The sequence below is a fragment of the Pseudomonas sp. So3.2b genome (assembly GCF_019464415.1).
Taxonomy (GTDB): domain Bacteria; phylum Pseudomonadota; class Gammaproteobacteria; order Pseudomonadales; family Pseudomonadaceae; genus Aquipseudomonas; species Aquipseudomonas shahriarae.
In genome coordinates, this window is the sequence record NZ_CP080494.1 from 2,131,157 (window position 1) to 2,156,455 (window position 25,299).

31 protein-coding genes are annotated in these 25,299 nt (G+C 60.2%); 6 read left to right on the forward strand and 25 right to left on the reverse strand.

What is annotated here, in order from left to right; genetic code table 11:
• Positions 1–130: 130 nt before the first annotated feature.
• The 4 genes from K1X80_RS09685 to minC all read right to left on the reverse strand — a co-directional run bounded on the left by K1X80_RS09685 (position 131) and on the right by minC (position 2,872).
• Positions 131–766, reverse strand: coding sequence for an RluA family pseudouridine synthase (locus tag K1X80_RS09685; RefSeq protein WP_200660202.1), 636 nt, complete (start codon positions 764–766; stop codon positions 131–133).
• A 96-nt stretch (positions 767–862) separates the two neighbouring features.
• Entirely contained in the window at positions 863–1,117 is a 255-nt protein-coding gene (gene minE / locus K1X80_RS09690) for a cell division topological specificity factor MinE (RefSeq protein WP_003175252.1), read from the reverse strand.
• A 3-nt stretch (positions 1,118–1,120) separates the two neighbouring features.
• Complete coding sequence (gene minD, locus K1X80_RS09695) at positions 1,121–1,933, reverse strand: septum site-determining protein MinD (protein WP_057440689.1); 813 nt, start codon at positions 1,931–1,933, stop codon at positions 1,121–1,123.
• A gap of 201 nt (positions 1,934–2,134) precedes the next feature.
• Positions 2,135–2,872 carry a septum site-determining protein MinC gene (minC, locus tag K1X80_RS09700; RefSeq protein ID WP_115127724.1) on the reverse strand — a complete coding sequence of 246 codons (738 nt, stop codon included), beginning with the start codon at positions 2,870–2,872 and terminating at the stop codon, positions 2,135–2,137.
• A 117-nt stretch (positions 2,873–2,989) separates the two neighbouring features.
• Between minC and K1X80_RS09705 the strand changes: the two genes are divergently transcribed.
• Both K1X80_RS09705 and K1X80_RS09710 read left to right on the forward strand, forming a co-directional pair.
• On the forward strand, positions 2,990–3,922 hold the full coding sequence (locus tag K1X80_RS09705) for a lipid A biosynthesis lauroyl acyltransferase (protein ID WP_057440694.1): 933 nt from the start codon (positions 2,990–2,992) through the stop codon (positions 3,920–3,922).
• A gap of 35 nt (positions 3,923–3,957) precedes the next feature.
• Entirely contained in the window at positions 3,958–5,112 is a 1,155-nt protein-coding gene (locus K1X80_RS09710; RefSeq protein WP_057440695.1) for a patatin-like phospholipase family protein, read from the forward strand.
• A gap of 116 nt (positions 5,113–5,228) precedes the next feature.
• Here K1X80_RS09710 and K1X80_RS09715 read toward each other — a convergent pair whose 3' ends face one another.
• The 8 genes from K1X80_RS09715 to puuE all read right to left on the reverse strand — a co-directional run bounded on the left by K1X80_RS09715 (position 5,229) and on the right by puuE (position 12,383).
• The gene (locus K1X80_RS09715) at positions 5,229–6,014 is read right to left on the reverse strand and encodes an outer membrane protein OmpK (RefSeq protein WP_057440698.1); all 786 of its coding nucleotides are present in this window, start codon (positions 6,012–6,014) and stop codon (positions 5,229–5,231) included.
• Positions 6,011–6,406, reverse strand: a complete 396-nt coding sequence (locus K1X80_RS09720) for a hypothetical protein (RefSeq protein ID WP_147283328.1) — start codon at positions 6,404–6,406, stop codon at positions 6,011–6,013. Before K1X80_RS09720 ends, K1X80_RS09715 begins: the two co-directional genes overlap by 4 nt.
• Before the next feature lie 44 nt (positions 6,407–6,450).
• On the reverse strand, positions 6,451–7,797 hold the full coding sequence (locus K1X80_RS09725) for a nucleobase:cation symporter-2 family protein (protein ID WP_057440700.1): 1,347 nt from the start codon (positions 7,795–7,797) through the stop codon (positions 6,451–6,453).
• A 136-nt stretch (positions 7,798–7,933) separates the two neighbouring features.
• Positions 7,934–9,232, reverse strand: a complete 1,299-nt coding sequence (locus K1X80_RS09730) for a urate hydroxylase PuuD (protein WP_057959037.1) — start codon at positions 9,230–9,232, stop codon at positions 7,934–7,936.
• A 51-nt stretch (positions 9,233–9,283) separates the two neighbouring features.
• The gene (locus K1X80_RS09735; RefSeq protein WP_057440701.1) at positions 9,284–9,787 is read right to left on the reverse strand and encodes an ureidoglycolate lyase; all 504 of its coding nucleotides are present in this window, start codon (positions 9,785–9,787) and stop codon (positions 9,284–9,286) included.
• A 120-nt stretch (positions 9,788–9,907) separates the two neighbouring features.
• Entirely contained in the window at positions 9,908–10,903 is a 996-nt protein-coding gene (gene alc, locus K1X80_RS09740; RefSeq protein WP_200660198.1) for an allantoicase, read from the reverse strand.
• Between the two features lie 41 nt (positions 10,904–10,944).
• Positions 10,945–11,460: a 2-oxo-4-hydroxy-4-carboxy-5-ureidoimidazoline decarboxylase gene (gene uraD / locus K1X80_RS09745; RefSeq protein WP_057440705.1), complete on the reverse strand. Its 516-nt coding sequence runs from the start codon at positions 11,458–11,460 to the stop codon at positions 10,945–10,947.
• Positions 11,457–12,383 carry an allantoinase PuuE gene (gene puuE, locus K1X80_RS09750; RefSeq protein WP_057440707.1) on the reverse strand — a complete coding sequence of 309 codons (927 nt, stop codon included), beginning with the start codon at positions 12,381–12,383 and terminating at the stop codon, positions 11,457–11,459. The genes uraD and puuE overlap by 4 nt, the downstream gene beginning before the upstream one ends.
• A 418-nt stretch (positions 12,384–12,801) precedes the next feature.
• Here puuE and uraH point away from each other — a divergent pair, with 418 nt between their 5' ends.
• Positions 12,802–13,155 carry a hydroxyisourate hydrolase gene (gene uraH, locus K1X80_RS09755; RefSeq protein ID WP_057440709.1) on the forward strand — a complete coding sequence of 118 codons (354 nt, stop codon included), beginning with the start codon at positions 12,802–12,804 and terminating at the stop codon, positions 13,153–13,155.
• A gap of 155 nt (positions 13,156–13,310) precedes the next feature.
• Here uraH and K1X80_RS09760 read toward each other — a convergent pair whose 3' ends face one another.
• From K1X80_RS09760 to K1X80_RS09770, 3 genes are all read right to left on the reverse strand, one after another.
• On the reverse strand, positions 13,311–13,937 hold the full coding sequence (locus K1X80_RS09760) for a LysE family translocator (protein ID WP_198817909.1): 627 nt from the start codon (positions 13,935–13,937) through the stop codon (positions 13,311–13,313).
• Positions 13,938–14,000: 63 nt separating this feature from the next.
• Positions 14,001–15,332: an NCS2 family permease gene (locus K1X80_RS09765; RefSeq protein WP_178112265.1), complete on the reverse strand. Its 1,332-nt coding sequence runs from the start codon at positions 15,330–15,332 to the stop codon at positions 14,001–14,003.
• A gap of 223 nt (positions 15,333–15,555) precedes the next feature.
• Positions 15,556–15,987 carry a MarR family winged helix-turn-helix transcriptional regulator gene (locus K1X80_RS09770; protein WP_115127729.1) on the reverse strand — a complete coding sequence of 144 codons (432 nt, stop codon included), beginning with the start codon at positions 15,985–15,987 and terminating at the stop codon, positions 15,556–15,558.
• Between the two features lie 81 nt (positions 15,988–16,068).
• Between K1X80_RS09770 and K1X80_RS09775 the strand changes: the two genes are divergently transcribed.
• Together K1X80_RS09775 and K1X80_RS09780 are read left to right on the forward strand one after the other, a co-directional pair.
• Positions 16,069–17,235 (forward strand): PLP-dependent aminotransferase family protein, encoded by a 1,167-nt coding sequence (locus K1X80_RS09775; RefSeq protein ID WP_057959042.1) that lies wholly within the window; start codon positions 16,069–16,071, stop codon positions 17,233–17,235.
• Between the two features lie 10 nt (positions 17,236–17,245).
• Entirely contained in the window at positions 17,246–17,848 is a 603-nt protein-coding gene (locus K1X80_RS09780) for a glutathione S-transferase family protein (RefSeq protein ID WP_057440718.1), read from the forward strand.
• A 122-nt stretch (positions 17,849–17,970) separates the two neighbouring features.
• Here K1X80_RS09780 and K1X80_RS09785 read toward each other — a convergent pair whose 3' ends face one another.
• The 5 genes from K1X80_RS09785 to K1X80_RS09805 form a co-directional block, all read right to left on the reverse strand.
• The gene (locus K1X80_RS09785; RefSeq protein WP_057959043.1) at positions 17,971–18,342 is read right to left on the reverse strand and encodes a glutathione S-transferase N-terminal domain-containing protein; all 372 of its coding nucleotides are present in this window, start codon (positions 18,340–18,342) and stop codon (positions 17,971–17,973) included.
• A gap of 102 nt (positions 18,343–18,444) precedes the next feature.
• Positions 18,445–18,990 (reverse strand): GTP cyclohydrolase I FolE, encoded by a 546-nt coding sequence (folE, locus tag K1X80_RS09790; RefSeq protein ID WP_029300367.1) that lies wholly within the window; start codon positions 18,988–18,990, stop codon positions 18,445–18,447.
• Between the two features lie 22 nt (positions 18,991–19,012).
• Positions 19,013–20,218, reverse strand: a complete 1,206-nt coding sequence (locus K1X80_RS09795) for a tyrosine-type recombinase/integrase (RefSeq protein WP_198800154.1) — start codon at positions 20,216–20,218, stop codon at positions 19,013–19,015.
• A 187-nt stretch (positions 20,219–20,405) separates the two neighbouring features.
• Positions 20,406–20,627 (reverse strand): hypothetical protein, encoded by a 222-nt coding sequence (locus K1X80_RS09800; protein ID WP_172314872.1) that lies wholly within the window; start codon positions 20,625–20,627, stop codon positions 20,406–20,408.
• A 36-nt stretch (positions 20,628–20,663) separates the two neighbouring features.
• Entirely contained in the window at positions 20,664–21,158 is a 495-nt protein-coding gene (locus K1X80_RS09805) for a hypothetical protein (protein WP_220172828.1), read from the reverse strand.
• A 130-nt stretch (positions 21,159–21,288) separates the two neighbouring features.
• Here K1X80_RS09805 and K1X80_RS09810 point away from each other — a divergent pair, with 130 nt between their 5' ends.
• Complete coding sequence (locus tag K1X80_RS09810) at positions 21,289–21,531, forward strand: hypothetical protein (protein ID WP_220172829.1); 243 nt, start codon at positions 21,289–21,291, stop codon at positions 21,529–21,531.
• A gap of 59 nt (positions 21,532–21,590) precedes the next feature.
• Here the strand turns inward: K1X80_RS09810 and K1X80_RS09815 are convergent, their stop codons facing one another.
• The 5 genes from K1X80_RS09815 to K1X80_RS09835 form a co-directional block, all read right to left on the reverse strand.
• The gene (locus tag K1X80_RS09815; RefSeq protein ID WP_220172830.1) at positions 21,591–22,097 is read right to left on the reverse strand and encodes a phage N-6-adenine-methyltransferase; all 507 of its coding nucleotides are present in this window, start codon (positions 22,095–22,097) and stop codon (positions 21,591–21,593) included.
• A 49-nt stretch (positions 22,098–22,146) separates the two neighbouring features.
• Positions 22,147–22,335, reverse strand: a complete 189-nt coding sequence (locus tag K1X80_RS09820; RefSeq protein ID WP_187601576.1) for a hypothetical protein — start codon at positions 22,333–22,335, stop codon at positions 22,147–22,149.
• 87 nt (positions 22,336–22,422) lie between these two features.
• Entirely contained in the window at positions 22,423–22,986 is a 564-nt protein-coding gene (locus K1X80_RS09825; RefSeq protein WP_220172831.1) for a hypothetical protein, read from the reverse strand.
• 287 nt (positions 22,987–23,273) lie between these two features.
• The gene (locus K1X80_RS09830) at positions 23,274–23,603 is read right to left on the reverse strand and encodes a hypothetical protein (protein WP_258571548.1); all 330 of its coding nucleotides are present in this window, start codon (positions 23,601–23,603) and stop codon (positions 23,274–23,276) included.
• Positions 23,600–25,276, reverse strand: coding sequence for a DNA cytosine methyltransferase (locus K1X80_RS09835; protein ID WP_220172832.1), 1,677 nt, complete (start codon positions 25,274–25,276; stop codon positions 23,600–23,602). Before K1X80_RS09835 ends, K1X80_RS09830 begins: the two co-directional genes overlap by 4 nt.
• Positions 25,277–25,299 lie beyond the last annotated feature (23 nt).

A 25,299-nucleotide genomic window follows, 5' to 3' on the forward strand; every position in this document is an offset into this window, starting at 1 on the left:
GCTCCAGACAGCAATGCGCGGAGTTTACCGTATTGGCTCAGGATTTGGCTTGAAGCTACTTTCTTAAGTGCAACACAAGACCTCTGTGGGAGCAGGCACGCCAGCTCCCACAGAGGATTGGGTTACCACTTCAAAAAGGCGCAGGGCACTTGAAGCGCAGGCGCTCGCCGCTTTGCGGGTGGGTAAAGCTCAACATGCTCGCGTGCAGGCACAGGCGCGGCCAGGCGGCCAGGGCCTGTTCATGGGCATACAGGCCATCACCGAGCAGCGGGTGCCCGATGGACAGCATGTGTACCCGCAGTTGGTGCGAACGCCCGGTAATCGGCGTCAGCTCTACCCGGCACCAATCCCCGCAACGCTCCAGGACTTTCCAGAAGGTCAGCGCATGTTTGCCGAACTCATGGTCCACCACATGCCGCGGCTTGGTCGGCGGGTCATAGCGCAGCGGCAGGTCGATGCTGCCGCTGTCCAGTTCCGGCTGGCCCCAGCACAAGGCGGTGTAGGCCTTTTCTGTTTCGCGGTCGTGAAACTGGCGGGACAGTTCGCGGTGGGTGTCGGCATCCCTGGCCAGCAGGATGATTCCCGACGTTTCCCAGTCCAGGCGATGGACGATACGCGCCTCTGGGTAACCGTTTTCCTGCAGGCGGGTGATCAGGCAGTCCTTGTTGTCGTCGGCGCGACCTGGCACCGACAGCAGCAGGGTAGGCTTGTTCACCACCAGGACAGCGTTATCCTGGTGAAGGATATGGATATTGGACAACGGCATTAAACAGCCTCGTAACAAACGCCAACGGCGGCTCGGCCACCCGGTTCCCCAAAGGGGATCAAGGTGACGGAGCCGCCGTGGCGACCGCCTGTTCGATCAACGATCAGGCAGGGTGATATTGAGTTCCAGAATCGAGCAGCTGCCGTCGTTTTCCAGGGCGACATGCACGTCATCGTTGCCGATATTGACGTACTTGCGGATCACCTCGACCAGTTCCTTCTGCAAGGCTGGCAGGTAGTCCGGCGTGCTGCGTTGGCCGCGTTCGTGCGCCACGATGATCTGTAGACGCTCTTTCGCTACCGATGCGGTGCTTGGCTTTTTGTTGGCGCGAAAGAAGTCGAGAAATTTCATTGTTTAGTTGCCTCCAAACAGGCGCTCGAAGAATCCCTTCTTCGCGACATCGAGGAAGCGGTGTTCCACGGTTTTTCCCAACAGGCGGTCAACGGCATCGCTGTACGCCTGGCCGGCGTCGCTCTGGTCGTCGAGGATGACCGGTACGCCCTGGTTGGATGCTTTCAGCACCGCCTGGGATTCCGGGATCACACCCAGCAGAGCCACGGCCAGGATTTCCTTGACGTCTTCAACGCCGAGCATTTCGCCCTTGCTGACACGGTCAGGGTTGTAGCGGGTCAGCAGCAGGTGTTCCTTGATCGGGTCTTCGCCCTTCTCGGCGCGCCGGGATTTGCTGGCCAGCAGGCCCAGCATACGGTCCGAGTCACGTACCGAGGACACTTCCGGGTTGGTCACGACGATGGCTTCATCGGCGAAATACATCGCCAGGTGAGCACCGGTCTCGATACCAGCCGGGGAGTCGCAGACCACGTACTCAAAGGTTTCCTTGAGTTCCATCAGGACTTTTTCCACGCCTTCTTTGGTCAGCGCGTCTTTGTCGCGGGTCTGGCTGGCGGCCAGTACATACAGGTTCTCAAGGCGCTTGTCCTTGATCAGGGCCTGTTGCAGGTTGGCTTCGCCGTTGACCACATTGACGAAGTCATACACCACGCGGCGTTCGCAGCCCATGATCAGGTCGAGGTTACGCAAACCGACGTCGAAGTCGACGATGACTGTCTTGTGGCCGCGCAGAGCGAGACCGGTACCGATAGCGGCGCTGGTGGTGGTCTTACCCACACCACCCTTGCCGGATGTAACCACGAGAATCTTGGCCAAGGTGTTTCACCCCTAAGGAAAAAGGACCTCTCAGTCCCTGAAAAACATCTCTTGAAACTCGCTGCAGGCGGACAGCCTTCGTAGGAAAAAGATGTGCCTCCCGTAAGGGAAACGCCAGCTTTCAATTATTCCTACACAAGTCTTGCCGGTTTCGCTGTGCTATCAGAGTCCAGAGATGCTTGGAAAATGCGGCAGTATCCGTTAAAGACGGATGATGTTCAACACATCGCCCGACAGGCTGACTTGTACCCCGGCCCCCCACAGCGGATCACGGCGCAAATCTTCCGAAACCTTGTACTGGCCGGCGATCGACACCAGCTCAGCGCTCAATTGCTGGCAGAAAATCCGTGCCTTGGTATCGCCCTTGACCCCAGCCAGTGCCCGACCGCGCATTGGGCCGTATACATGGATGTTGCCATCGGCGAGAAGTTCCGCGCCGGGACTGACCGGAGCGACCACCACCAGGTCGCCGCCCTGGGCGTAAATCTGCTGCCCACCGCGTACGGGAGAGGTGATGATCCTTGTAGGCTTGACCGTCGGCTCTGCCGGTTTTTCCGGTTTTTTCTTCACTTCAGCTTCTACCGGGTCGAGCACACGCTCGCGGGCACCGGACGGTGGCAATACTGGCAATTCAATAGCGATGGCCGCCGCGATGTCTTCAATACGGTTGGCACGGATGGCCAGGGTGCGCAGGCCATGTTGGCGGCAAACGCGCATCAGCCCGGGCAGGTCAACCGCGCCCTGGCCGGCCGGCAATTTATCCAGGGCCAGCACCAGCGGCGCATTGTTGAAGAAATTCGGCGCCAGGGCGACCTTGGCGGCGAGCTGGCGGTCCAGGGCGTCAAGGTCGTTACGGGCCAGTTCCAGCACAGTAATGGCGAGCATGCTGCCCTTGAGCTGGAATACGGGATCTTGGTCTAGCGATTCAGTTTGGCTCATGGTCGGCAAAGCGGCTTGTCACGAAAAGTGTCGAGACTTATAACGAGAACAACCGCTAGCCGCAAGCCGGGTCGAACCGTTGTAGAATGCGCGGCCCTGTCTTTACCGGAATCTGTAATGGATCGCCCGCGTTTTCGAGCTGTATTTTTTCACCCGCGTTTCTGGCTGCTATGGCTGGGGCTCGGCCTGTTGTGGCTGATTACCCAACTGCCATACCGGGCGCTGCTGGGCATTGGTCGTGTGCTGGGTGCGTTTATGTACCGGGTGGCCGGCGAACGCCGGCGCATTGCCGCGCGAAACCTGGAGCTGTGCTTCCCGCAGATGTCCGCGCAAGAGCGTAAACATTTGCTCAAGGAAAACTTTGCCTCCACCGGCATCGCCTTTTTCGAGATGGCCATGAGCTGGTGGTGGTCCAAACAGCGTCTGGCGCGCCTGGCCCATGTTGAAGGGCTGGAGCACCTCAAGCAGGCACAACTGGAAGGCAAGGGCGTGATCCTCATGGCCCTGCATTTCACCACCCTGGAGATCGGCGCGGCTTTGCTCGGCCAGAAGCACACCATCGACGGCATGTACCGCGAGCACGGCAACCCGTTGTTCGATTTTATCCAGCGCCGTGGCCGCGAGCGCCACAACCTCGACTCCCTGGCGGTAGAGCGTGAAGACGTGCGCGGCATGCTCAAGCTGCTGCGCGCCGGCCGGGCGATCTGGTACGCGCCGGACCAGGACTATGGCGCCAAGCAAAGCATTTTCGTGCCGTTGTTCGGCATCCAGGCCGCCACTGTCACCGCTACCAGCAAGTTTGCGCGCCTGGGCAAGGCGTTGGTGGTGCCCTTTACCCAGCAGCGCCTGGCCGATGGTAGCGGCTACCGCATGGTGATTCATCCGCCGTTGCGCGACTTCCCCGGTGAATCCGACGAAGTCGATTGCCTGCGCATCAACCAATGGGTGGAAACTGCGGTGCGCGAGTGCCCCGAGCAATACCTGTGGGCCCATCGCCGCTTCAAGAGCCGGCCACCGGGCGAGCCCAAGTTGTACGAAAAGCGCCGCTGAACAAACGGATTGTCCCTCGCCCATGGAGTTATGCAATGCGCCCCACTGAACCGGTCACAGGCTTGATTCTTTCCGGCGGCGGGGCGCGTGCGGCGTATCAGGTCGGGGTGCTGGCGGCGATTGCCGAGTTGCTGCCTCCGGGGGCCGCCAATCCCTTCCCGGTGATTGTCGGCACCTCGGCCGGGGCGATCAACGCGGTGAGCCTGGCCAGTGGCGCCATGGACTTTACTGCCGCCATCGCGCGCCTCACCGCATTCTGGCAGGGCTTTCGCAGCCATCTGGTGCTGCGCAGCGACTGGCCGGGGGTGATTCACCAGGCCAGCCGTTTCCTCTCCCGCAGCCTGCTGGGCCTGGGCTCGCCGGTGCCAGTGGCGCTGCTCGACAGCTCGCCGTTGCGGGAGTTGCTGCAAGACAAGCTGCATTTTGAAGGTATCAATGAGGCGATCCGCCACAAGCACCTGCATGCCGTAGCGGTGACGGCGTTCGGCTATGAGTCGGGCCAGGCGGTGACGTTCTATCAGGGCGGCGGCACCATCGACGCCTGGCTGCGCCACCGGCGCATCGGCCTGCCCACGCAGTTGACGGTGGAGCACCTGCTGGCCAGTTCGGCGATCCCATTGCTGTTTGCGCCGGTCAAACTGGACCAGGAATATTTTGGCGATGGTGCCGTCCGGCAATCAGCGCCCATCAGTCCTGCGCTGCACCTGGGGGCCACCCGGGTGCTGGTAGTGGGGGTCAGTGGCAACCCGCGTTCCCCTGAACCTTCGGCGCCGCAGGAGCGCAGCTACACCGGCCAGCAGCCCACCCTGGCGCAGATTGGTGGGCATATGCTCAACAGCACCTTTATTGACAGCCTCGAGAGTGACATCGAGTTGCTGGAGCGTCTTAACCAGTTCAGCCATCTGCAACCGGCCAACAGCGCCGCGCGGGGGCTTTCACCGGTCGATGTGTTGGTGATTGCGCCCAGCCAGCCGATCGACGAAATAGCGGCCCGCCATCGCCAGGAACTGCCGGCGGCATTGCGGTTGTTCTTGCGTGGGCCAGGGGCGACCAAGACCAGCGGGGCAGGGGTGCTCAGCTATCTGTTGTTCGAGGCAGGGTATTGCAGCGAGTTGATCGAGTTGGGGCGGCGCGATGCATTGGCCAAGCGCGAGGAGTTGCAGCGGTTCCTGGGCCTGACCCCGAACTGAATCGGGGCGCGGGCTTGTGTGGGAGCGGGCTTGCCCGCGATGGCGGTGAATCAGCCAATACTTGGGCTGGCTGACACTCCGCTATCGCGGGCAAGCCCGCTCCCACAGGGGAGGCCTTAGAAGTGGTACTTGACCAACAGGCTGGCTGTGTCCTGGTTGGTCTCGAACGCGCCGCTGTCCTGGATCCCGTACTTGTTCTTCCAGTAGTCGTATTCAAAACCGACATACAACTGCTTGGCGCCCCAGTTCATGGCTTTGCCCAGGTCATACTTGACCTGCGGGTTGAAGTGCAAGTTGGCGTGGTAAGTACCACGGGCGTTCTTGTCGTTATCCACCACCCAGTCCATGAAGCCGTCGATCAGCACGTCGGAGTTGCCCACGGGAATGGTGTAAGACCATACCGGCGTGATCTGCCAGACACCATCACCCGGGCGATTGCCTTCGGTCTGGCGCTGGTAGAAGTTCAACTGGAAGTAGTCGAAGCCGGGGATGTTCAGGTCGAATGCCGGGCCTACCAGGTAGGACTCGTTGTCGCCTTCGCCGAACTCGTAAGTGAACGCCAGCAATACATCTTTGATCGGGCCGAAGGACAAGTCCTTATCCAGGATCTTGCCAAATGACAGCCGTGGGCTGAACTCGCCGTAGTAAGTATTGGGGCCGACGTTGCCGTCTTCCTTGCCGTTGTAAAAGATACGATCGAGGAAGAAGAAGTTGTCGCCGTACTTCCACGCATCGGCGTGTTCAAAGGTGACGGTTTGCTGGATCTCTGGGTTGACCTTGAAGTTCTTGCCCCACAGGTAAGTCAGGCTGTTGTTCTGCCACTGCAGCAAGTCACCCGCCATTGCCTGGCCCCCGGCCAGCAGGGATCCGGCCAACATCAGGCTGTTCACGGTACGTTTCATTCGGTTGCTCCCGAGCTAAAGTTTTGTGGTTTTTCTTCTACGCAGGCGCTCTGGTGTGGCGCCTTTTGGTTCGCTGCAAAAATCGTCTGTTCGGTCAGCTTTAATGCTTTTAGCAAGAGCTGCGCCAAAGTGTTTGAAAAGCCAAAAAATCCCCGCCGGCTACATGGGATGCAGTCGGATACAGAGGACTTTTGCGCACTTTGGCAGCCAACATAAGGCCGGGATAAGTTGGCCTTTAAGTCAGCTTTTACATTCGCTGTTTTTTTTTGAGTCGATTCGAGCGGGCGCGGAGAATACTGGCTCCAGAGCCTGTGCTCAAGTGCGCTGTAAAAGAGCGCGGGGGGCGAGAATGGGGCACGGCGTGTGGCCGGCCCCAGGTCTAGGGTGTGCATGTGGATGTTCCCTGTTCGTTGTTATTTTTGTCGTAACGAAGGAATCAATGCGTATGGGCAACTGCGGGGCGTTCTGAGCCGCCCAGGATGTTGAACAGCACGTTCAGCGACAACGCGCTAAGCGTGGCCATGGCAATGCCGCTATGGGTAATCGGGCTCATCCACAACGGTAACTGGGCAAAGAACTCCGGGCGTACCACCGGGATCAGGCCCATGCCGATGCTGACCGCCACCAGCAACTGGTTGCGCCGGTCGGCAATGTCGGCTTCCTGGAGGATCTTGATCCCGGTCGCGGCCACCATGCCGAACATCGCGATGGCCGCGCCGCCCAGCACCGCAGGAGGAATCGAAGCCACCAAAAACGCCGCCTTGGGCAGCAGGCTGAGGACAATCAAAAAGGCCCCGGCCATGATCGTCACCGAGCGGCAACGCACCCCGGTCATCTGCACCAGGCCGATGTTCTGGGCGAAAGAAGAATGGGTGAAGGTATTGAAGAACCCGGCAAAGAACGACGCGCCGGCATCGCACAGCAGGCCGCGTCGCAGCATTTTCGGGGTGACTTCCTGGCCGGTGATCTTGCCCAGCGCGAGGAACATGCCGGTGGATTCGACGAAGATAATCACCACCACCAGGCACATCGACAGGATCGGTGCCAATTCGAATGTGGGCATGCCGAAGTGCAAGGGCGTGACCACTTGCACCCACGGCGCCTGCTCCAGGCCGCCGAGGTCGACCATGCCGAGCAGTCCGCACAAGGCGTAGCCCAGGGCCATGCCGATCAGTACCGAGATATTGACCCAGAACCCACGCATGAAACGGTTGATCAACAGAATGGTGGCCAGCACCAGGCCGGCGATGGCCAAGTAGATCGGCGAGCCGAATTGCACGGCGGTAGCACCACCGCCAGCCCAGTTCACCGCCACTGGAAACAACGAAAGACCGATGGCCGTGATCACCGTGCCGGTCACCAGCGGTGGGAAGAAGCGCACCACCTTGGACATGAATGGCGCGATGAGCATGCCAAAGAACCCGGCGGCGATGGTTGCGCCGAAGATCCCTTGCAGGCCGATACCCGGCATGCCCGCCATGGCGACCATGCTGCCGACAGCGGCGAAACTGGCGCCCATCATCACCGGCATACGGATGCCCAGCGGGCCGATCCCGAAGGATTGGACCATGGTCGCGATCCCCGCCACCAGCAGGTCGGCGTTGATCAAAAAGGCGATTTCTTCACGACTCAAGCCCGCGGCTTGTCCGATGATCAGCGGCACGGCCACTGCGCCGCCGTACATCAGCAGTACATGTTGCAGGCCTACCAGGATCAGTTGCAAAAGGGGCAGCCGCACCATGGCGGGTGCGGCAGGAATCTGCGGCTCGGCTAACTCGGACATGCAACACCTCGGATCTTTTTTATTTTTGTGTTGTTTGGCAGTCAATTGCCAGGTGAAACCCAATCTTCAAAACACTGCACCTCTCAACTGTAGGAGCGGGCTTGCCAGCTCCTACAGTGTGATCTGCGCTGATCAGTTAATTGGTGCGTGCTCCTTGATTGATCCAACTACCAATCAACTCCCGCTCCTGCTGGGTCATCTGGGTGATGTTGCCCAGTGGCATGATCTGGCTGGCAACCGCCTGCGCCTGGATGCGCGCCGCCTGCTGCTGGATCTGCGCCGGGGTATCGAACATCACCCCGGCCGGCGCGGCACTGAACAGCGGGCTGGTGGGCTTGGCCGAATGGCACACGGTGCAGCGTTGTTCAATCACGCTGTGGACCTTGCCAAAGTCCGTCGAAGCCTGGGCTGGAGCCGGTTCGGCGGCCGGGGCTGGAGCGGCAGGGGCGGCTGGCTTGAGACCACCGCCCACTGCGGTTTCCGGCAACGGCTGATACTCGATGGCCGCTGGCGCCTTGGCCACATCCGGTGCAGTCGCCACAGGTTTTGGCCCGGTGACATAGGCCAGGCAGATCATCGCCAGGGCGCCGACCGGCAGGGTCCATGCGTATTTCTGGCTGTCATGACGTGTGTTGAAGTAGTGGCGCACCAACACCGCCGCCACCGCGATCCCGGCCAGGATCAACCAGTTGTACTGGCTGCCGTAGGTGCTCGGGAAGTGGTTGCTGATCATGATGAACAGCACGGGCAGGGTGAAGTAGTTGTTGTGTCGCGAACGCAGCAGGCCCTTGGCCGGCAGTGCCGGGTCTGGCGTGCGGTTTTCTGCAATCGCTGCCACCAGCGCGCGCTGGGCCGGCATGATGATGCGGAACACGTTGCCGACCATGATGGTGCCGATGATCGCACCCACATGCAGGTATGCACCGCGACCGCTGAACACCTTGCTGAAGCCGTAGGCCGCGCCGATCAACAGGACGAACAGGATAAAACCGAGCAGGGCAGGGCGTTTGCCCAGGGCCGAGTCGCAAAGAAAGGAGTAGATGAACCAGCCAGCGAACAGTGAGCCAATGCCCAGCAACACGCCTTCGGTACCACTGAGGCTGCTGCCGGGGGCGAGCAGGTACAGCGTCGGGTTGAGGTAGAACACCACGCACAGCAGCGCGACGCCCGACATCCAGGTGAAATAGGCTTCCCATTTAAACCAGTGCAGGTTGTCCGGCATGGTCGGTGGGGCCAGTTTGTATTTTTCCAGGTGGTAGATACCGCCACCGTGGATCGCCCATAAATCGCCAGCCAGGCCGCTTTTTGGGTTGACGCGGTTAAGGTTGTTTTCCAGCCATACAAAATAGAAAGACGCACCGATCCAGGCCACGCCAGTGATCATATGAACCCAGCGCACGCTCAGGTTCAGCCATTCCAACAGATGTGCTTCCACAGTCTTTACCTCTCGCCCGTCACCCTTGTTGTCGGGTGATCGGACCTTCTCTTATTGGTGGGGGGCAAGGATCAACCGCTCATCCTCTTTGAAAAAATGCTCATCGCAGTTATTGCCTGTGCCACTGCGATCAACCACCAGGAAGTCATCCCGCTTTTCGATCGTCAGCACCGGGTGGTGCCAGACGCCGCGATGGTAATTAATGCCCTGCCTGCCGTTGGTGACGAAGGCGCGGACCAAGCCTGATACAGGTGCATCGCCAATGGGCGCGACCACGATCAGAAAGGGGTTGCCGAGCAGCGGAATAAAGGCCTGGCTGCCCAGCGGGTGTCTTTCCAGCATGCACACGGTCAGCGGCATGTCCTGCGCGTCGGCGCGGAAGATGCTGATGATGGCGTGATCTTCTGGCGTGGCGGTTTCAACCGTCGCCAGTTTATGAAAGCGCATGGTCGAGCCGTTGTTGATCATGAAGTGATCGCTGCCATCGGTTTCGATAACGTCTCCGAAAGGGGCGAAGGCTTCTTTGGTCAAGGGTTCGATCATCAGTGTGCGCATGGCTGTCTTCTTATCCGAATGCTGTGTTGTTGGGGCTGTTGCTATCGCGGGCAAGCCCGCTCCCACATTTGGAATGCATTCCCCTGTGGGAGCGGGCTTGCCCGCGATTGGGTTCACTGCTTACTTAGCGACCTTGCCGAACACCCGCAGGCGGCTTACACCACCGTCCGGGAACACGTTGAGGCGGATGTGGGTGATCGGACCCAGCGCCTTGATCTGCTCGGCGAAGGTGTGTTCGGCGTGCATTTCCAGCTTCTGTGCTGGCAGCAGTTCACGCCAGAACAGCGATTGGGTTTCGATCTGGCTGTCGGTACCGCCCTTGACGAACGCGCCCTGGATCGAGCACGTGTCCGGGTAGTTGCCCTTGAAGTGCAGAGTGTCGACCACTACTTTGTCGATCTCGCCGGCATGCCCCAGCGCGACGATTACCCAGTCATTGCCTGGCGTGCGACGGCGCGCGGTTTCCCAGCCATCGCCCATGTTGATGCCACGGCCCGGGTTGAGGATGTTGCCCATGCGCCCGAAGTGCTCGTCGGAGCACGCCAGGGCACGCCCGCCATTGAGGGAGGAGGCCAGGTCCACTTGTTCGTTGTCGCCCACGGCCGACCAGTCGCGGAACGGAATGCCGTACACGCGCAGACGGGCAACGCCACCATCCGGGTAGATGTTGAAGCGCAGGTGGCTGAACGCCTGGTCGTTGTTGATCTCGTGGAAGTGATGGCTGTTGCCCTGCAACTCCACGGCAGACAGCACTTCGACCCACTGGGTGTTGTCATCGGGCTCGCCGGTAGTCAGGAAGCAGCCTTCCAGGGACGCCGATGGCGGGAAGTTGCCGGTGAAGAATGAAGTGTCGATGTCCACGCCCTTGATCGAACCCGGTACGCCCAGGCGGATCACTGCGCTGTCGAAGCCTTCGAAGCGCTTGCGGCGTGACTCCCAGCCGTCCATCCACTTGCCGTTATCATCGAAAACGCCCTCCTTCCATACGGCCGGGGTCGGCTGGAACAGTCGGTTGGCGTCGGCGAACCAGTCATCGGTCACCGAGATGATCTTGGTGCCCAGGCGGGCGTCGGCCAGGTTGACGAACTTTTCGAAAGGTACGGCGTAAGCTTTCATTCTTCTTGTCTGCCTTAGATAGAGTGGCTGGGGATGGTCGTTTAGAGGGTCAATAAACGGAACAACGCGATCTTGTTGATCTCTGCCAGCGCGCACTTGAACTCGGTGTCGACCGGGTTGTGGATGCGCGTTTCAAACGCGGCGAGGATCTGATGCCGGTTGCTGCCTTTTACCGCCATGATGAAGGGAAACTTGAACTTGGCCTTGTAGGCGTCGTTCAGCTCGGTGAAGCGAGAAAACTCTTCGGCCGTGCATTGGTGGATACCGGCGCCAGCTTGTTCATTCGTGCTGGCTTCGGTCAGTTGGCCCTGGACGGCAGCTTTGCCCGCCAGGTCCGGGTGAGCGTTGATCAGGGCCAGTTGCCTGGTGTGATCGGCGCTCAATAGGATATCGCTCATGCGCTGGTGCAGGGTTTCGATCTCGTCGATCGAGGCGTCCTGGCCCAGGTCGAAGGCCTTTTCGGCCACCCATGGCGAGTGTTCGTAGATATCGGCAAAAGCTGCGACGAATGCGTCGCGGCTGAGGGCCGATGGTTTCAAGGTCTGGAAAGCAGTCATTTGGCGGCTCCCTGGAAAGGGTGGACGTCATGCCAGTGGCGGGCAATATCGACGCGGCGGGCGAACCACACCTGATCATGGCCCTTGGCGTATTCGATAAAGCGCTTGAGTGCAGCCAGGCGCGCCGGGCGGCCGATCAGGCGGCAATGCAGGCCAATGGACAGCATCTTCGGCGCCTCTGCCCCTTCGGCATACAGCACGTCGAACGCGTCTTTGAGGTACTCGAAAAAGTCATCGCCCTTGTTGAACCCCTGGACCTGGGTAAAGCGCATGTCGTTGGTGTCCAGGGTGTAGGGGATCACCAGGTGCGGCTTGCCAGTGGGGTTGTTGGGTTCCCAGTAGGGCAGGTCGTCGTCATAGGTGTCGCAGTCATACAGAAAGCCACCTTCCTCCATCACCAGCCGCCGCGTATTGGGGCCGGTGCGCCCGGTGTACCAGCCCAGCGGGCGCTCGCCGGTCAGCTCGGTGAGGATGCGGATGGCCTCGAGCATGTGCTCACGCTCCTGGGCCTCGTCCATGTACTGGTAGTCGATCCAGCGGTAGCCGTGGCTGCAGATCTCGTGGCCGGCGGCGACCATCGCGCGGATCACCTCGGGGTGGCGCTGGGCGGCCATGGCCACGGCGAAGATGGTCAGCGGAATGTCGAATTCCTTGAACAGCTTGAGGATGCGCCACACGCCGGCACGGCTGCCGTATTCGTACAGCGACTCCATGCTCATGTTGCGCGCGCCTTGCAGCGGTTGGGCCGAGACCATTTCCGAGAGGAAGGCTTCGGACTCTTTGTCGCCATGCAGGATATTGCGCTCACCGCCTTCTTCGTAATTGAGTACGAACGACAGGGCGATACGCGCCTTGCCAGGCCAGTGTGGGTGCGCAGGGTTACTGCCGTAACCGATCAGGTCGCGTGGGTAGTCAGCGCTCACTGCAGTCTTCCTTCTTGTTCGTGATCAAGGGTGTGGCGGCTGTTGCGTCACAGCGATGGACTGATTGTATACAACTTAATGCTCACTTTGTAAGCCTGTATTTTTGCATTTTTTCCAGGCGGTCGCCTCGACCTATCCTTGCAAGAAACTTGCCCGACTGGTCAACTAAAATATGCAAACCTACGACGCAGCTTTACTGTAGGCCCTGGCTTGCCGACGATGGCCAGCGTCGAGTGACGGCATTGCTGAGGGATACACCGGCACGGTCGACAAGCCTGCTGCTGCAGGAGGGAAGGGGATTTGTTGAATTTATTGTGTACAATTTTTTTTAAAAGTGTCTTAATCAGCCATCGCCGGCTTTTCAGTGCCCCGCAAAGGTGCGGCCGCTTATTAACTGATGACTTGGGAGCTCCGATCCATGGGACGACTGACCACACACGTACTGGACGCCGCGCACGGCTGCCCAGGCAGCGCCATCAAGGTTGAACTGTATCGCGTCGAAGGCGCCCAGCTGGAACTGGTCGCCAGCACCCTGACCAACAGCGATGGCCGTTGCGACGCCCCGCTGCTGCAAGGTGATGACTACCGCAGTGGCGTCTACCAACTGCAGTTCAGTGCCGGGGATTACTACCGCGCCCGTGGTGTGCAATTGCCCCAGCCGGCGTTTCTCGATGTGGTGGTGCTGCGCTTTGGCATCAGCGCCGAACAGGATCACTACCATGTGCCCCTGCTGATTTCGCCCTACAGCTACTCCACCTATCGCGGTAGCTGAGTCGTCACCTGGCTTCACACCCCCAAATGCTCTTCGTTGGTTTCGCCCGCGCACACTGCGGGCTTTTTTTTGCCCGCAAAAAGGCGGGTCATGAGCCAATGCCAGCGAACCAGAGGAACCCTTGTGGGAGCTGTCGAGCCCCACAGGGTTGTGTGTTAGCCCCTGAGCAGCGACGCCGCCCCAGCGCTGCCAAACAGCCCGGCACTGAAGCGATTGAACCAGCTCTGGCCCTTGCCGGTGCGCAGGTAGCGCGCGGCGCCGTGGGCACCCAGGCCGTAGGCCAGCTTGCACAGCAGGTCCAGCATGGTCCAGGTGGCGATCATGATCAGCAGTTGTGGCAGGAACGGTTGCTGGCTGCTGAGAAACTGCGGCAGGAAGGCGGCGAAAAACAGAATGTCCTTGGGGTTGCTGGCGCCCAGCACAAACGCCCGGCCAAACAGTGCACGAAAACGCGGCACAGGCGTTGCGTCCGGTACCACGGCGCCCTTGGACGGCAGGCGCGATTGCTGCCAGCTCTGCCAGGCGAGGTAGAACAAGTACAGCGCACCGACGATCTTCAGGGCGCTGAACAACTGCTCTGACGCCAGCAACAGCGCGCCCAGGCCCAGGGCCGAGGCGCTCAACAGGCAGATCGAGGCGAACACCCCGCCCAGAAACGCCGGATACGAACGGCGCAGGCCGTAGTTCAGGCTGTTGCTGATCATCAGCAGCGACAGCGGCCCCGGAATCAGGATCACGATCAAAGCAGCGCCGCTGAACAGCAGCCAGGTTTCCACGCTCATTACATTCCTCCATACATGCAAAAGCCCCACCCGGAGGTGAGGCGGTTTTCGCCAGCTTTCGCGTTACAGGAACACAAACTTGGCGATGAAAATCGCGCACAGCACCCACAGGCTGATGGAAATCTGTTTGTACTTGCCCGTGCCGGCCTTGAGCGCCACGTAGGTGATAAAGCCCAGGGCGATGCCGTCGGCGACCGAGAAGGTCAGGGGCATCATGATTGCCGTGACAATCGCCGGAATGCTGTCGGTGGCGTCGTCCCATTCGATATGGGCCATGCCGCTCATCATCAGCATCGCTACATAAATCAGCGCGCCGGCCGTGGCATACGCAGGAATCATGCCCGCCAGCGGGGCGAAAAACATCGCCGCCACAAACAGCACGCCCACGGTCACGGCCGTCAGCCCGGTGCGCCCACCGGCCGCCACACCCGCAGCGCTTTCCACGTAACTGGTGACCGGCGGCACACCGACCACCGCGCCAAACACGCTGGAGGCACTGTCGGCTTTCAAGGCCCGCGAGAGGTTTTCGATCTTGCCATCGGCCTTCACCAGGCCTGCACGCTGGGCGACGCCCATCAAGGTGCCGGCGGTGTCGAACATGTGTACAAACAGGAAGGCGAATACCACGCTGATCATGCTCACGTTGAACACGCCCATCACGTCCATCGCCATCCAGGTGGGCGCCAGGCTCGGCGGTGCGGCAACGATACCCTGGTACTGCACCAGGCCCAGGCCCCAGCCGGCCAGGGTGACGGCGATGATGCTGATCAGGATCGCGCCGAACACCCGGTGATAGCTGAGGATCGCGATCAGCAGGAAGCACACGGCCGCCAGCAGCGGCGCCGGCTCATGCAGGGAACCGAGCTTGATCAGGGTGGCGGGGCTGGCCACGATGATGCCGGCGGTTTTCAGGCCGATCACCCCCAGGAACAGACCCACCCCGGCGCCCATGGCATGGCGCAGGCTCACCGGGATGCTGTTGAGCAGCCATTCGCGGATGCGCGACAGCGTCAGGATCATGAACAGCACGCCGGAGATAAACACCGCACCCAGCGCGGTCTCCCAGGTGTAGCCCATGGTGCCGACCACGGTGTAGGTAAAAAACGCATTCAAGCCCATGCCCGGCGCCAGGCCGACCGGCCAGTTGGCGTACAGGCCCATCAACAGGCAGCCTAGCGCGGCGGCGATACAGGTCGCGACAAAGGCGGCGCCGTGGTCGATGCCGGCGTCTGCCATGATGTTGGGGTTGACGAAAATGATGTAGGCCATGGTGATAAACGTGGTGAGGCCGGCGATCAGTTCGGTCTTCACTGTGGTGCCATGCAGGCTGAGTTTGAACAGGCGTTCCAGCCAACCCTGCTTTGTGGTCGCAAGATGCGGCGGACTGAGGTCCAGGGTCGGGGCGTCGGATTTATGGCTTTCCACAGCAAGTACTCCTCAAGAGTTTTATTGTTATTTCCAGCGCCGGACACATGAGTGGGGCAGCGGCGCTTTGAGGTACCAGCGGGCTTTGTTGACCAGTAGGTCAGGAACTCGCACGAAGCGAATTATGCTTTTGTATACAAATAAAGCAAATAATGTTTGCGATTATGTGTGCAAAAAAGATGAAAGGCCAATTTCAAGGCAGGGTCAGCGCCTTGTTCACCGCCAGCCAACCATTCACCGCGTCCTCGCCGGCTTCGGCAAAGGCGCGCTGCAGCAACTTGACTTGCTCGCGGCGCAGGGCGTGTTCGAAGCGCTGGCCTTCCTCGGTCAAGTGCAGCAGGCGCTTACGTTTGTCGGTGTCCGAGGCCACGCTGTCGACCAGGTGCATTTCCTGCAATTGGCGCAGCGGCATATTCAGCGCCTGCTTGCTCACCCCCAGCAGTTCCAGCAGTTGTTTGACGCTCAAGGCCGGGTAGCGTGCGATAAAAAACACAATGCGCTGATGCACCCGGCTCAAGCCTCGGCGCTCCAGCATTTCATCGGCCTTGGCGGTAAAGGCCTGGTAGCCGAAGAAGAACGCTTCCATGGCGGCTTGCTGCGAGGTCTGGTTTTTAAGGTCAAGCATATTGACGTATCTACCTGGGTCGTCGTAATTTTGGTCAACCAGTTTGACGTATTTTCCCCAGGCTTTGCTACCGGTGACCCTATGGCTTTCTCAGAACGTGTTTCGCGCCTTAAAAGCTCCTTGATCCGTGAAATCCTCGCGGCGGCCCAGCGCCCGCAGGTCATGTCATTTGCCGGTGGCCTGCCAGCCGAAGCCATGCTGCCGGCGCTGGATTGGCAAGCTATGCCACCGGCCATGGGCCAGTACGGCATGAGTGAAGGCGAGCCGCAATTGCGCGAGTTGCTGGCGGCCGAAGCGCGGGCGCTGGGGGTAGCCTGCAATGCCAGCCAGGTCCTGGTGGTCAGCGGCTCGCAGCAAACCCTGGACCTGGCGGCCAAGCTGTATATCGACCAAGGCACGCAGATCCTGCTGGAGGGCCCGACCTACCTGGCGGCCCTGCAGATCTTCCAACTGTTCGGCGCCGATTGCCTGACCGTGGAGCTGGAAGCCGATGGCCCGGACTTGACGGCACTGCGCAGCCGCCTGGAACGCCATCGCCCGGCGTTCATCTACCTGATCCCGACCTTCCAGAACCCCTCGGCGGTGCGCTACAGCGAAGCCAAGCGCGATGCGGTAGCGGCGCTGCTGGATGAGTTCGGCGTGACCCTGATCGAAGACGAGCCCTACCGTGAACTGACCTTCGACGGCGGCAGTGCGCGGCCGATTGTCAGCCGGTTACGCAAGGCCAGCTGGATCTACACCGGCACCGTATCCAAGACCTTGCTCCCCGGTTTACGGGTCGGCTACCTGATCGCCAGCCCCGACCTGTTTCCCTACCTGCTCAAGCTCAAGCAGTCGGCGGACCTGCACACCAACCGCGTCGGCCAGTGGCAGGCCATGCAGTGGATCGGCACCGAGCGCTACCAGCAACACCTGGGGCAATTGCGCAGTTTTTACCGTGAGCGGCGCGATGGATTCCAGCTGGCACTGACGCGACATTTCGAGGAACTGGCGGACTGGCAAGTGCCCCAGGGTGGATTATTCTTCTGGCTGACCTTGAAACAACCCCTCGATACCCGCACTTTATTGGCACCAGCGCTCGACCAGGACGTGGCGTTCATGCCCGGTGAACCGTTCTTTTCCGAGCCGGACCAGCACCACGGGCACCTGCGGCTCAATTTCAGCCACATCGACCCGACGCGCCTGGACGAAGGTCTCAAGCGTCTCGCGGCGGTGATCCGTCAAGCACAGCTCGCGCAAGCGGCATAAGGGGAGCTTCATGTACAAGGTTTATGGCGATTACCGCTCGGGCAACTGCTACAAGGTCAAGTTGATGCTCAACCTGCTCGGCATCGCATACGAGTGGGTGAATGTCGATATTTTGAACGGCGACACCCAGACCGCCGAGTTCCTGGCGAAGAACCCCAACGGCAAGATCCCGGTCCTGGAGCTCGAAGACGGCACCTGCCTGTGGGAATCCAACGCCATCCTCAACTTCCTCGCCGACGGCAGCGAGTTCCTGCCCAGCGAACCGCGCCTGCGCACCCAGGTGTTGCAGTGGCAGTTTTTCGAGCAGTACAGCCATGAACCGTACATTGCCGTGGCGCGGTTTATCCAGCTTTACCTGGGGCTGCCGGAGGATCGGCTGGAGGAGTACAAGACCACCCATAAAGGCGGCTACAAGGCGCTGAGGGTCATGGAAAAACAGCTGCAAGCCACGCCATACCTGGTGGGCGACCAGTATTCGATCGCCGACATTGCGCTGTATGCCTACACCCATGTGGCCCATGAGGGTGGTTTTGACCTGAGCCCTTATCCGGCCGTACAAGCCTGGCTTGCGCGCGTGGCCAGCCATCCCCGGCATGTGCCGATGCTCGACTGATAGGCGCGACCTAAATGTGGGAGCGGGCTTGCCCGCGATGGCGGAGGGTCAGTTGTCGAATAATTGACTGACACACTGCCATCGCGAGCACGCCCGTTCCCACATGTGCACTGCGTTTTCTGTCAGATCGCGGCGAAGCGCTTGTCCAGGTAGTCGATGATTACCTTGGAGTCATACATCCAGGTGGTCTGGCCATTTTCTTCGATGCGCAGGCACGGCACCTTGATCTTGCCGCCTTGGGTAAGCAATGTTTGGCGGTCTTGCTCGTTGTTCTTCGCATCCTTGAGCGCCACCGGCACATTCAGGCGGTGCAGGGTGCGGCGGGTTTTCACGCAGAACGGGCAGGCGTGGAATTGGTACAGGGTCAGGCCCTTGGCCGCTTCATTGACCTGTGCCTGTTGCTCGGCGGGGCGCTGCTTTTTACGCGGGCGGGTAAGTAAGTCGCCCGCGATGATGACGTGGCCGAGGCCCACTCGAAGTGCTTTGACGAACATGGCTGAAACCTCTTGCCCAGGACAGAAGGGGCCGCAGCTTACCTGATTTTTACAGGCGAAAAAAAACCGGCGATGAATGCCGGTTTTTTCTGACGCAGCCTGTTACTTGATCAGGCTGAGGAACTCGCTGCGGGTCGCCGCGTTTTCGCGGAACTCACCCAGCATCACCGAGGTGATCATCGACGAATTCTGTTTCTCCACACCGCGCATCATCATGCACATGTGCTTGGCCTCGATCACCACGGCAACGCCCAGGGCACCGGTCACCTGCTGGACCGCTTCGGCGATCTGGCGGCTGAGGTTTTCCTGGATCTGCAGGCGACGGGCATACATATCGACAATCCGCGCGACCTTCGACAGGCCCAGGACCTTGCCGCTAGGGATATAGGCGACATGGGCCTTGCCGATGAACGGCAGCAGGTGGTGTTCGCACAGCGAGTACAACTCGATGTCCTTGACCAGCACCATTTCGCTGTTATCGGAGCTGAACAGGGCACCGTTGGTGACCTCTTCCAGGGTTTGCTCGTAGCCGCGGCAAAGGTACTGCATGGCCTTGGCGGCACGTTTTGGCGTGTCGAGCAGGCCCTCGCGGGAAACGTCCTCGCCGATTTGGCCGAGGATCGCTGTGTAATTCTGTTCCAAAGTCACAGGGCGGTATTCCGTATGGGTTTCAGAGCGGTACGGTTTCTGCCTGTACCAATTTTGTACCATTCAGGCTTTGTTCAAGCTTCCCGAGCTCGCTCCAATCTTCGCTGGAGTTTATCCATCGGGCGTAAGTGGACAGCAGCATTTGCACGCTGTGACCAAGCTGATTTGCTATGAACCCGAGGTTCATGCCTGCCATTAGGCACATAGTAGCGTACGTGTGCCGACAGTTGTATTGCCGACGGCTTCGGATCTTCAATTCTACCAGAGCCGCCTGGAAGTGTTTGTCGGTCACGCTGGCCTGCTGGATGTACTCAAAGTTCCTGGTCGGCGGGAACACATACGGCGATTTCTTGTGCTGCCGGCGGCTCTGTTTGGCTCGCAGCGCGGCGACTTTCTCCGCTTCTTCTATAGCATTCAGGGCTCGGCTGTTGAGCATCACCCGGCGGGACTCCCGGGTCTTGGTCCGCTCTTCGATCTTGTAGTCAGCAACAATTCTGCAGATATTGGCCACTCTGGCCTCTTTATCTACCTCACCCCAGCGCAACGCCGCTATCTCACCAGGCCGCATGCCGGTGTAAAACGCAAACTCAAAGTAGGCTGCGTACACCCGCATTGAACCGGTCAGCACCTGATACAGGTGCCCAATAACCCGATCTGCTTCCTCGACCGTAAACGGATCCACAGCCTTTTTTGCCTTTGTCGGCAGTTCAATTGAGTTTGCAGGGTTGCGCGTGAGCAGCTCATCCTTCACGGCCGTCTCAAGCAGTGTGGTAAGCCGCTGAATTGCCGATCGCTTGACGGTTGGCGACTTCCATTCTGTTTCGCTCACGATCTTTCTGAGCATCGGCGACGTGATTTGATCCATGGGGATCAGCGCCAGGTGAGGCATCCAGTAGAGGTTCAGCGAAATTCGGTAGTTTTTCCGGGTTCCGGTTACCACTTCCCGCCCATTTAGCCACGCCTGGGCATACTCCCCGAACAGCGGAGTGGCTGAATAAGTGGAGTATGTCGAGTTTGGGAACAGCTCGGCGTAACGCTGCTCGTCCATCACGCCGTGCTTAATCAGGCTGGTTACTGTAGCGCGAAGATCTGCGGCCGCTTTAATGCCCTTTGGCGTTTGGGGATAGGGGAGGGTTTCGCAGCGACGAAACTTCCAGGTGAAGCGAATCCGGACGGACTGTCCGGCAAGCTCAACGCCGGCGGGCATTCCCATTGGCTTTCTAGCCATTTCTCATATCTCCAAAAGCTATAGTAAATCTTCCCGTCATACTCATTCCAAACACCCCTTGGGATAACTCCCCGCTGACGTTTCCCTTCCAGGGCGCGTTTCGTGGTGCCGACGAGTAAGGCGAATTCCTTTTCCGGGATCTTGTCCGACCTGAGCGGTTCGTCCAGCTGTTCGGCTGCTGCCATGTCTACCTCCCGCCGCCCGCTGTAGGCCGCGCTGTCTTGATGATGTGGATGATGAAACCGAAGGTGAGCAGCATCCAGGCGACGGTGCCGGCGAATGCTGCGATCAGGTGTTGGTCGGTACCGGTGGAGAGCAGCTCCGGCACCTGCCAGAAAAACCAGAAGGTGGACCCCGCCACGTACAACACGATGGCAGTGATGAGCAGGGTGAGTTTCGTTGCGTACATGGGGTGTCCTTGCCGCGCTGGGCGGCAGAAGTTGGGTTAGCGGGTGGCTTTGGCGATTGCGGCGTCTGCAACCTTCATCGCTGCCTGGGCGTCATTCACATAGGCAGGATCGAAACCACCGCACAGATGGATAGTTGCCTGGCAGGCGCGCAGGTTCTCTCGGGTGAGTTTCAGCGCCGCGACCAACTCTTCGCCCAGCGCACGCTCCTCCCGGCCGATATCCCAGAAGCGCTGCCCCCAGTGATCCGCCGGCGGCGGGTTGACGTTCTGGGCGCCCATGGCCAGGGCGCCGACAATCGCGTCGCACAAATCGCGTTTGTAGGCGTTGTCGCCGTCGATGCTCAGGCCGCGCCGGCGCAGCGCGCTCACCACTTCGTTTCTATCCAGGCCCTGGTCTTCCAGGATGATGTCTCGCTCCGGCTCGCCCGGGGTGACAATGACCAGGGCAAGCTTGGCGCCTGGCGGGCAGTAGCCGCTGAGTTTAACCAGGGCGTCGTTGGCTGCTTCGTGGAATCGCTGAACTGCTGACATAGGAATACCTCACCCGCCGCTCACCGGCAGGCACATAGGGGAATGGAGTAATGGCGTTTTGCCTAGATATCTGTGTCGCTTGGATGGGTGTAAAACGGGTATTCAATCCACCCGGTCGCCAGGAGGGCGCATGCCACACCAACTAGATATCCCGATTGCGCACGCCTACCGGGGCCACACAATGTTTCTCAAGTTCGTCTGGCGGCGCCCGAACGACGACGCACCGATTGCCGCGAAGATCATCGAGCCCGCGCAAATTGACGGGCTGGGCGAGGTCGCGGCTGAGCTGACCGGGCCTTGGCCCGACTACCCAGCAGCAATTGATGAGGCAACGGCTGCTGCTGAGCGTTGGATCGACAGCCAATTGCCTTGAGGCCGCTCACCGGCAGGCATGTAGGGGGATTGGGGTTACTTCAATCGAACGGAAGCGAATCAGGCGGCGATTCGTGGAACCAGAACGCCGAGATCCGCCAGGCGCTGCAGCGCGATCGCACATTCATCGCCAAAGGCAAACAGCGCACTACCGGCGCCAGATCTGCCCTTTTTGTGACTATTCTCGTGCCCGGGAACGAAAGCGATTCGCCCTTTGACCAGCAGCGTTGCCGAGGCATTGGCCATTGCGTCCTGAAACCATTCGGCATCCGTTCGGCTGAACACCAGCGCGATGCCATCGCCGTGTGCAATCAGGCGCCGCATCCAGAAGCCTGTTTCAGGGCCGTAGGGCGGATTCATCCAAACTCGCCCCGACCATTCTTTCGACAGGCCGTCATCGAAGATTGTGTACTTCGTCTTTGCCGGTACCGCCGTCACGTAGTCGTGCGGACTGGATGGGTCCAGGTCGAACTGCAGCCCGAGCCTTTCGAAGATCCACGCAGGCGTGTACCACTCGACGCTCTTGTACTTTGGCGATGCCTCGCGGGCACCGATCATTCCGCTCATGGCCTCGGCCCCTTGTAGATGAACACGTAGGCGAACCAGAGGGTGGCGATCATGGCGTCACCTTGATATCGACGTCGTCATGGATCCACTCGATATCGAGCAGGTCATCGTCGTCAATCTGCGATTCACGATGGTCATTGCTTGCCAACAGTTCCTCCACCTCGTCGTCATCGACGTTCTCAATGACCTTTCGGAAGTTCACGACTGCTTTGCCGGTGAGCACGACTGTTCTTTTCATGGGCGAGTTCGTCCTTGCCGCTATAGCGGCTGACTTTGAAGGGGGAGGGGTTACAGGTTTTGCGGGTGGAGTACGGATGTACTCCTTTCAGGATTTAGGCACTTCGGTGTGGCGGCGGAAGCCCATCGAGTAGATCAATTCGGCGCGCGCTTGCCCGATGCCGTCGATGCGTTTGAGCCAGTAGATAGACTCGTCGCGGGATGCCACCGCTACCGGCGCGGGCTGCTCGGCCAACTTCGCCCGATGCTGCCACGCATCATGCGCAAGGCCGGTTTCGCGTTCGTAGTACAGGCCGATATCGCAAAGCCGAAGATCAACTTGAGACTGGGTGCGCGCCCATGCTTCGAACTGTTTGTTTTCTTTAGCTGGATCGTATGCTGACTGCTCGCCCTGGGGCTGGGCGGCCGGATTGTTGGCTGGCGCAGGTTCGGGCAGCCCGCACAAGTAATGGTCCATCTGCTCGCGGCAATCCTGCTCGGTGTAGCCGCAATCAGGGCAGCGTGGTGGCGCATCCAGCAGGGTGCGCAGTTCAGCAGCAAGCTGAACACTTGATGTTCCGATGTCGTCGGCGCGTAATGCAAGGTACTCAATTCCAGCAAGGGCAAGGCGCAGTGTGTGGCGCGGCACGCCGTCAATCGTTTGGTTGGTCATGGCTTGCTCTCACATTCATCGCAACGGTATTCGTTGCGGGGGATTAGGGGGCCGAACAGCCAGAAGCGCCGCGACATCCGCGTCACCTTCCAGAGTGCGCCCCATTCTTTGCATCGTGGGCAGGTTCCGTAGGCATGTGCCATCGCCATAAACCACCTCATCAAATCAGTTGTGCCAGTGCCAGCAGGCACCAGCAGTAGGCGGGGAGTTGGGTTAGGGCTTTGCCGCTTCATGGTTCGGGTCAACAAGCCCTGCCTCGGTGACGTGGTACCGCTTAACTTCACTCATCACGCCTCCCTCAACATATCAATGACCTGATTGATACCGCTGGCCACGCTGGACGGCTGGGTCACGGCGTACCGGGTCAGGTCGGCAATGGCCTTGGTGCGGATAGGCTCGCGCCGCACTGACGAGCCCAGGGCCCGAACGAACTCAAGGGCGTACCGCTTGCCCTCCAGTTCCATGACACGGTTGATAGGGCCGGTGATGACCAGCTCGGGCAACGGCTCGTTCGCCAGGATCGGCGGGAGTAGCTTGGCCGTTGGGGCCGGCTTCGGGATCGGCGCAGTGGCCCTGGTCAGCGCCTGTTCAAGGGCGCGCATTGCGATGGGGTTCATGGGGTTACCTGCTGGGATACGCTCAACGCTACCGCCACGGGTTGAACCCAGATCGGCATGCTGTTGAGCATGAAGGTTTCGCCGGCCTCGGCCAGCAACAGGGTGGTGCCCATCACATGGGCGATTGCTTCGGCTGCGGCCGGTGGAACTGCGTTCCCGATCCGTTCGCGCCACGCCTGATCACTCAGGCCGTCCAGCTCAAACCATTCCTCTGGCTCAACCAGGCTTTGCAGTGCGGCCAGCTCCAGGGTGGTGAACGGCCGGTGCCAGGTGCCGTCGAGGCTTTCGATAACGCAGGTCAGCCGCTCGTTGGCTTCCGGCATGCGCGGGTCAGCGACGGACCAACGCCCATTGTCCTGGCGGGCACTGGCTGAAACGGCGCCGCACTGGTCGCTCCAACCCACAACGCCGTAATGGCCGCCGGTTAGGTAGGCATCGCCCTTGGTGCGCTTCATGCCTGGGCGTGGGTCTTGAACAGCGAAAGCGCCCTGGCCCGTGGTGCTGCCAGAAATTACCGTGCGTGAGGTGCCGTCCCACTGGGCCACGTTGTACTTGGCGTGTCCAATGCCAGGGTCGCGCGGGTCAGCAACGCTGAATGTCCCTTGCCCGGGCGACTTGACGCCGATCACCGCGCCGCTGGTTTCGTTCCAGCGGCGAACGCCGTACTGCTGGTATTGCAAGGCGCCGGCCCTGGCCCGTGGATCCGCTACCGAAAATTTGCCGTTGGTTGGTCGGCTACTGCCCGCGACCGTTCCTGATGGGTCATCCCACTTGTTCACGCCGAGATATCCGCCGAACGCCTCGGGCACGATCACGAAGTCACGCAGGTATCCATCCTCGATCGCTAAATCATTCAGGCAGCGCCAGTCCTTGCCGGCCTCGACCAGGGCCAGACGAACCCACGTTTTCCATTGCAGCGCCGGAACTCGGTGCATGGGACCGGCGACGGCAACGTCACCAGCCATAGGCATGCGGCCCAGGATCGAACCCACAGACTTGAGCGTCTTTTTCTCTGGCTCATACAGGAAGGGCGGCACCTTTTCTATGTGCCTGGCCACCAGCAAGAAGCGCTTGCGGCTCTGGGCCAGGCCGCCGATGACGCCGCAGTCGTGCGTGGTTTCTGCAACTGCATAACCGTAGTGGTTCAGCAGCTTGTTGATCTGGTCCAGCAGGTGCCGGCCACGGGTGGCCAGGCGCGGTACGTTCTCGAAAACGATCAACGATACCGGGTCATCCTTCCAGGCTTCGCACATCAGCCACACGCAGCGCAGCGTCAGTTCGTTGAGGGCCTGGTATTTCGGGGTCAGGCTCATTGTCTCGGACAGCAAGCCCGAGGCGCCTTTGCAGGGGCTGGAGATAAACACAGCGTCGGGACGCTGATAGCCAGCAGCCTTGCGCACGTCGTCGGGTCCAGCCTCTACCCAGCCCGGCGGTGGCTGCTTACCGTGAAACGCGGTGTACATGCCGAGGGTGAACAGGTCCATCAGGGTGCCAGGCACGCCAGACAGTTGCTGGAAGTCACGCAACCCGGCCGGGTCAACATCGATGCCGCCGATGCACTGCCACTCGGCTTGCATGTTGCCCACCACGGGCTTGGCCTTGTTGAACCCTTTGGCGCCGCCGCCGAGGCCGCAGCAAAAATGGAAGTGCTTGAAAATTCGCTTGAGCATCATGCGGCGATTCCTTGAAAGAGGTG

Bases quoted from the DNA above. Each gene is read 5' to 3' on its own strand.
- K1X80_RS09685 (WP_200660202.1), bottom strand. From the start codon at position 766: ATGCCGTTGTCCAATATCCATATCCTTCACCAGGATAACGCTGTCCTG.
- minE (WP_003175252.1), bottom strand. From the start codon at position 1,117: ATGAAATTTCTCGACTTCTTTCGCGCCAACAAAAAGCCAAGCACCGCA.
- minC (WP_115127724.1), bottom strand. From the start codon at position 2,872: ATGAGCCAAACTGAATCGCTAGACCAAGATCCCGTATTCCAGCTCAAG.
- K1X80_RS09705 (WP_057440694.1), top strand. From the start codon at position 2,990: ATGGATCGCCCGCGTTTTCGAGCTGTATTTTTTCACCCGCGTTTCTGG.
- K1X80_RS09710 (WP_057440695.1), top strand. From the start codon at position 3,958: ATGCGCCCCACTGAACCGGTCACAGGCTTGATTCTTTCCGGCGGCGGG.
- K1X80_RS09715 (WP_057440698.1), bottom strand. From the start codon at position 6,014: ATGAAACGTACCGTGAACAGCCTGATGTTGGCCGGATCCCTGCTGGCC.
- K1X80_RS09720 (WP_147283328.1), bottom strand. From the start codon at position 6,406: ATGCACACCCTAGACCTGGGGCCGGCCACACGCCGTGCCCCATTCTCG.
- K1X80_RS09725 (WP_057440700.1), bottom strand. From the start codon at position 7,797: ATGTCCGAGTTAGCCGAGCCGCAGATTCCTGCCGCACCCGCCATGGTG.
- K1X80_RS09735 (WP_057440701.1), bottom strand. From the start codon at position 9,787: ATGCGCACACTGATGATCGAACCCTTGACCAAAGAAGCCTTCGCCCCT.
- alc (WP_200660198.1), bottom strand. From the start codon at position 10,903: ATGAAAGCTTACGCCGTACCTTTCGAAAAGTTCGTCAACCTGGCCGAC.
- uraD (WP_057440705.1), bottom strand. From the start codon at position 11,460: ATGACTGCTTTCCAGACCTTGAAACCATCGGCCCTCAGCCGCGACGCA.
- uraH (WP_057440709.1), top strand. From the start codon at position 12,802: ATGGGACGACTGACCACACACGTACTGGACGCCGCGCACGGCTGCCCA.
- K1X80_RS09760 (WP_198817909.1), bottom strand. From the start codon at position 13,937: ATGAGCGTGGAAACCTGGCTGCTGTTCAGCGGCGCTGCTTTGATCGTG.
- K1X80_RS09770 (WP_115127729.1), bottom strand. From the start codon at position 15,987: ATGCTTGACCTTAAAAACCAGACCTCGCAGCAAGCCGCCATGGAAGCG.
- K1X80_RS09775 (WP_057959042.1), top strand. From the start codon at position 16,069: ATGGCTTTCTCAGAACGTGTTTCGCGCCTTAAAAGCTCCTTGATCCGT.
- K1X80_RS09780 (WP_057440718.1), top strand. From the start codon at position 17,246: ATGTACAAGGTTTATGGCGATTACCGCTCGGGCAACTGCTACAAGGTC.
- K1X80_RS09785 (WP_057959043.1), bottom strand. From the start codon at position 18,342: ATGTTCGTCAAAGCACTTCGAGTGGGCCTCGGCCACGTCATCATCGCG.
- K1X80_RS09795 (WP_198800154.1), bottom strand. From the start codon at position 20,218: ATGGCTAGAAAGCCAATGGGAATGCCCGCCGGCGTTGAGCTTGCCGGA.
- K1X80_RS09800 (WP_172314872.1), bottom strand. From the start codon at position 20,627: ATGTACGCAACGAAACTCACCCTGCTCATCACTGCCATCGTGTTGTAC.
- K1X80_RS09805 (WP_220172828.1), bottom strand. From the start codon at position 21,158: ATGTCAGCAGTTCAGCGATTCCACGAAGCAGCCAACGACGCCCTGGTT.
- K1X80_RS09810 (WP_220172829.1), top strand. From the start codon at position 21,289: ATGCCACACCAACTAGATATCCCGATTGCGCACGCCTACCGGGGCCAC.
- K1X80_RS09815 (WP_220172830.1), bottom strand. From the start codon at position 22,097: ATGAGCGGAATGATCGGTGCCCGCGAGGCATCGCCAAAGTACAAGAGC.
- K1X80_RS09820 (WP_187601576.1), bottom strand. From the start codon at position 22,335: ATGAAAAGAACAGTCGTGCTCACCGGCAAAGCAGTCGTGAACTTCCGA.
- K1X80_RS09825 (WP_220172831.1), bottom strand. From the start codon at position 22,986: ATGACCAACCAAACGATTGACGGCGTGCCGCGCCACACACTGCGCCTT.
- K1X80_RS09830 (WP_258571548.1), bottom strand. From the start codon at position 23,603: ATGAACCCCATCGCAATGCGCGCCCTTGAACAGGCGCTGACCAGGGCC.
- K1X80_RS09835 (WP_220172832.1), bottom strand. From the start codon at position 25,276: ATGATGCTCAAGCGAATTTTCAAGCACTTCCATTTTTGCTGCGGCCTC.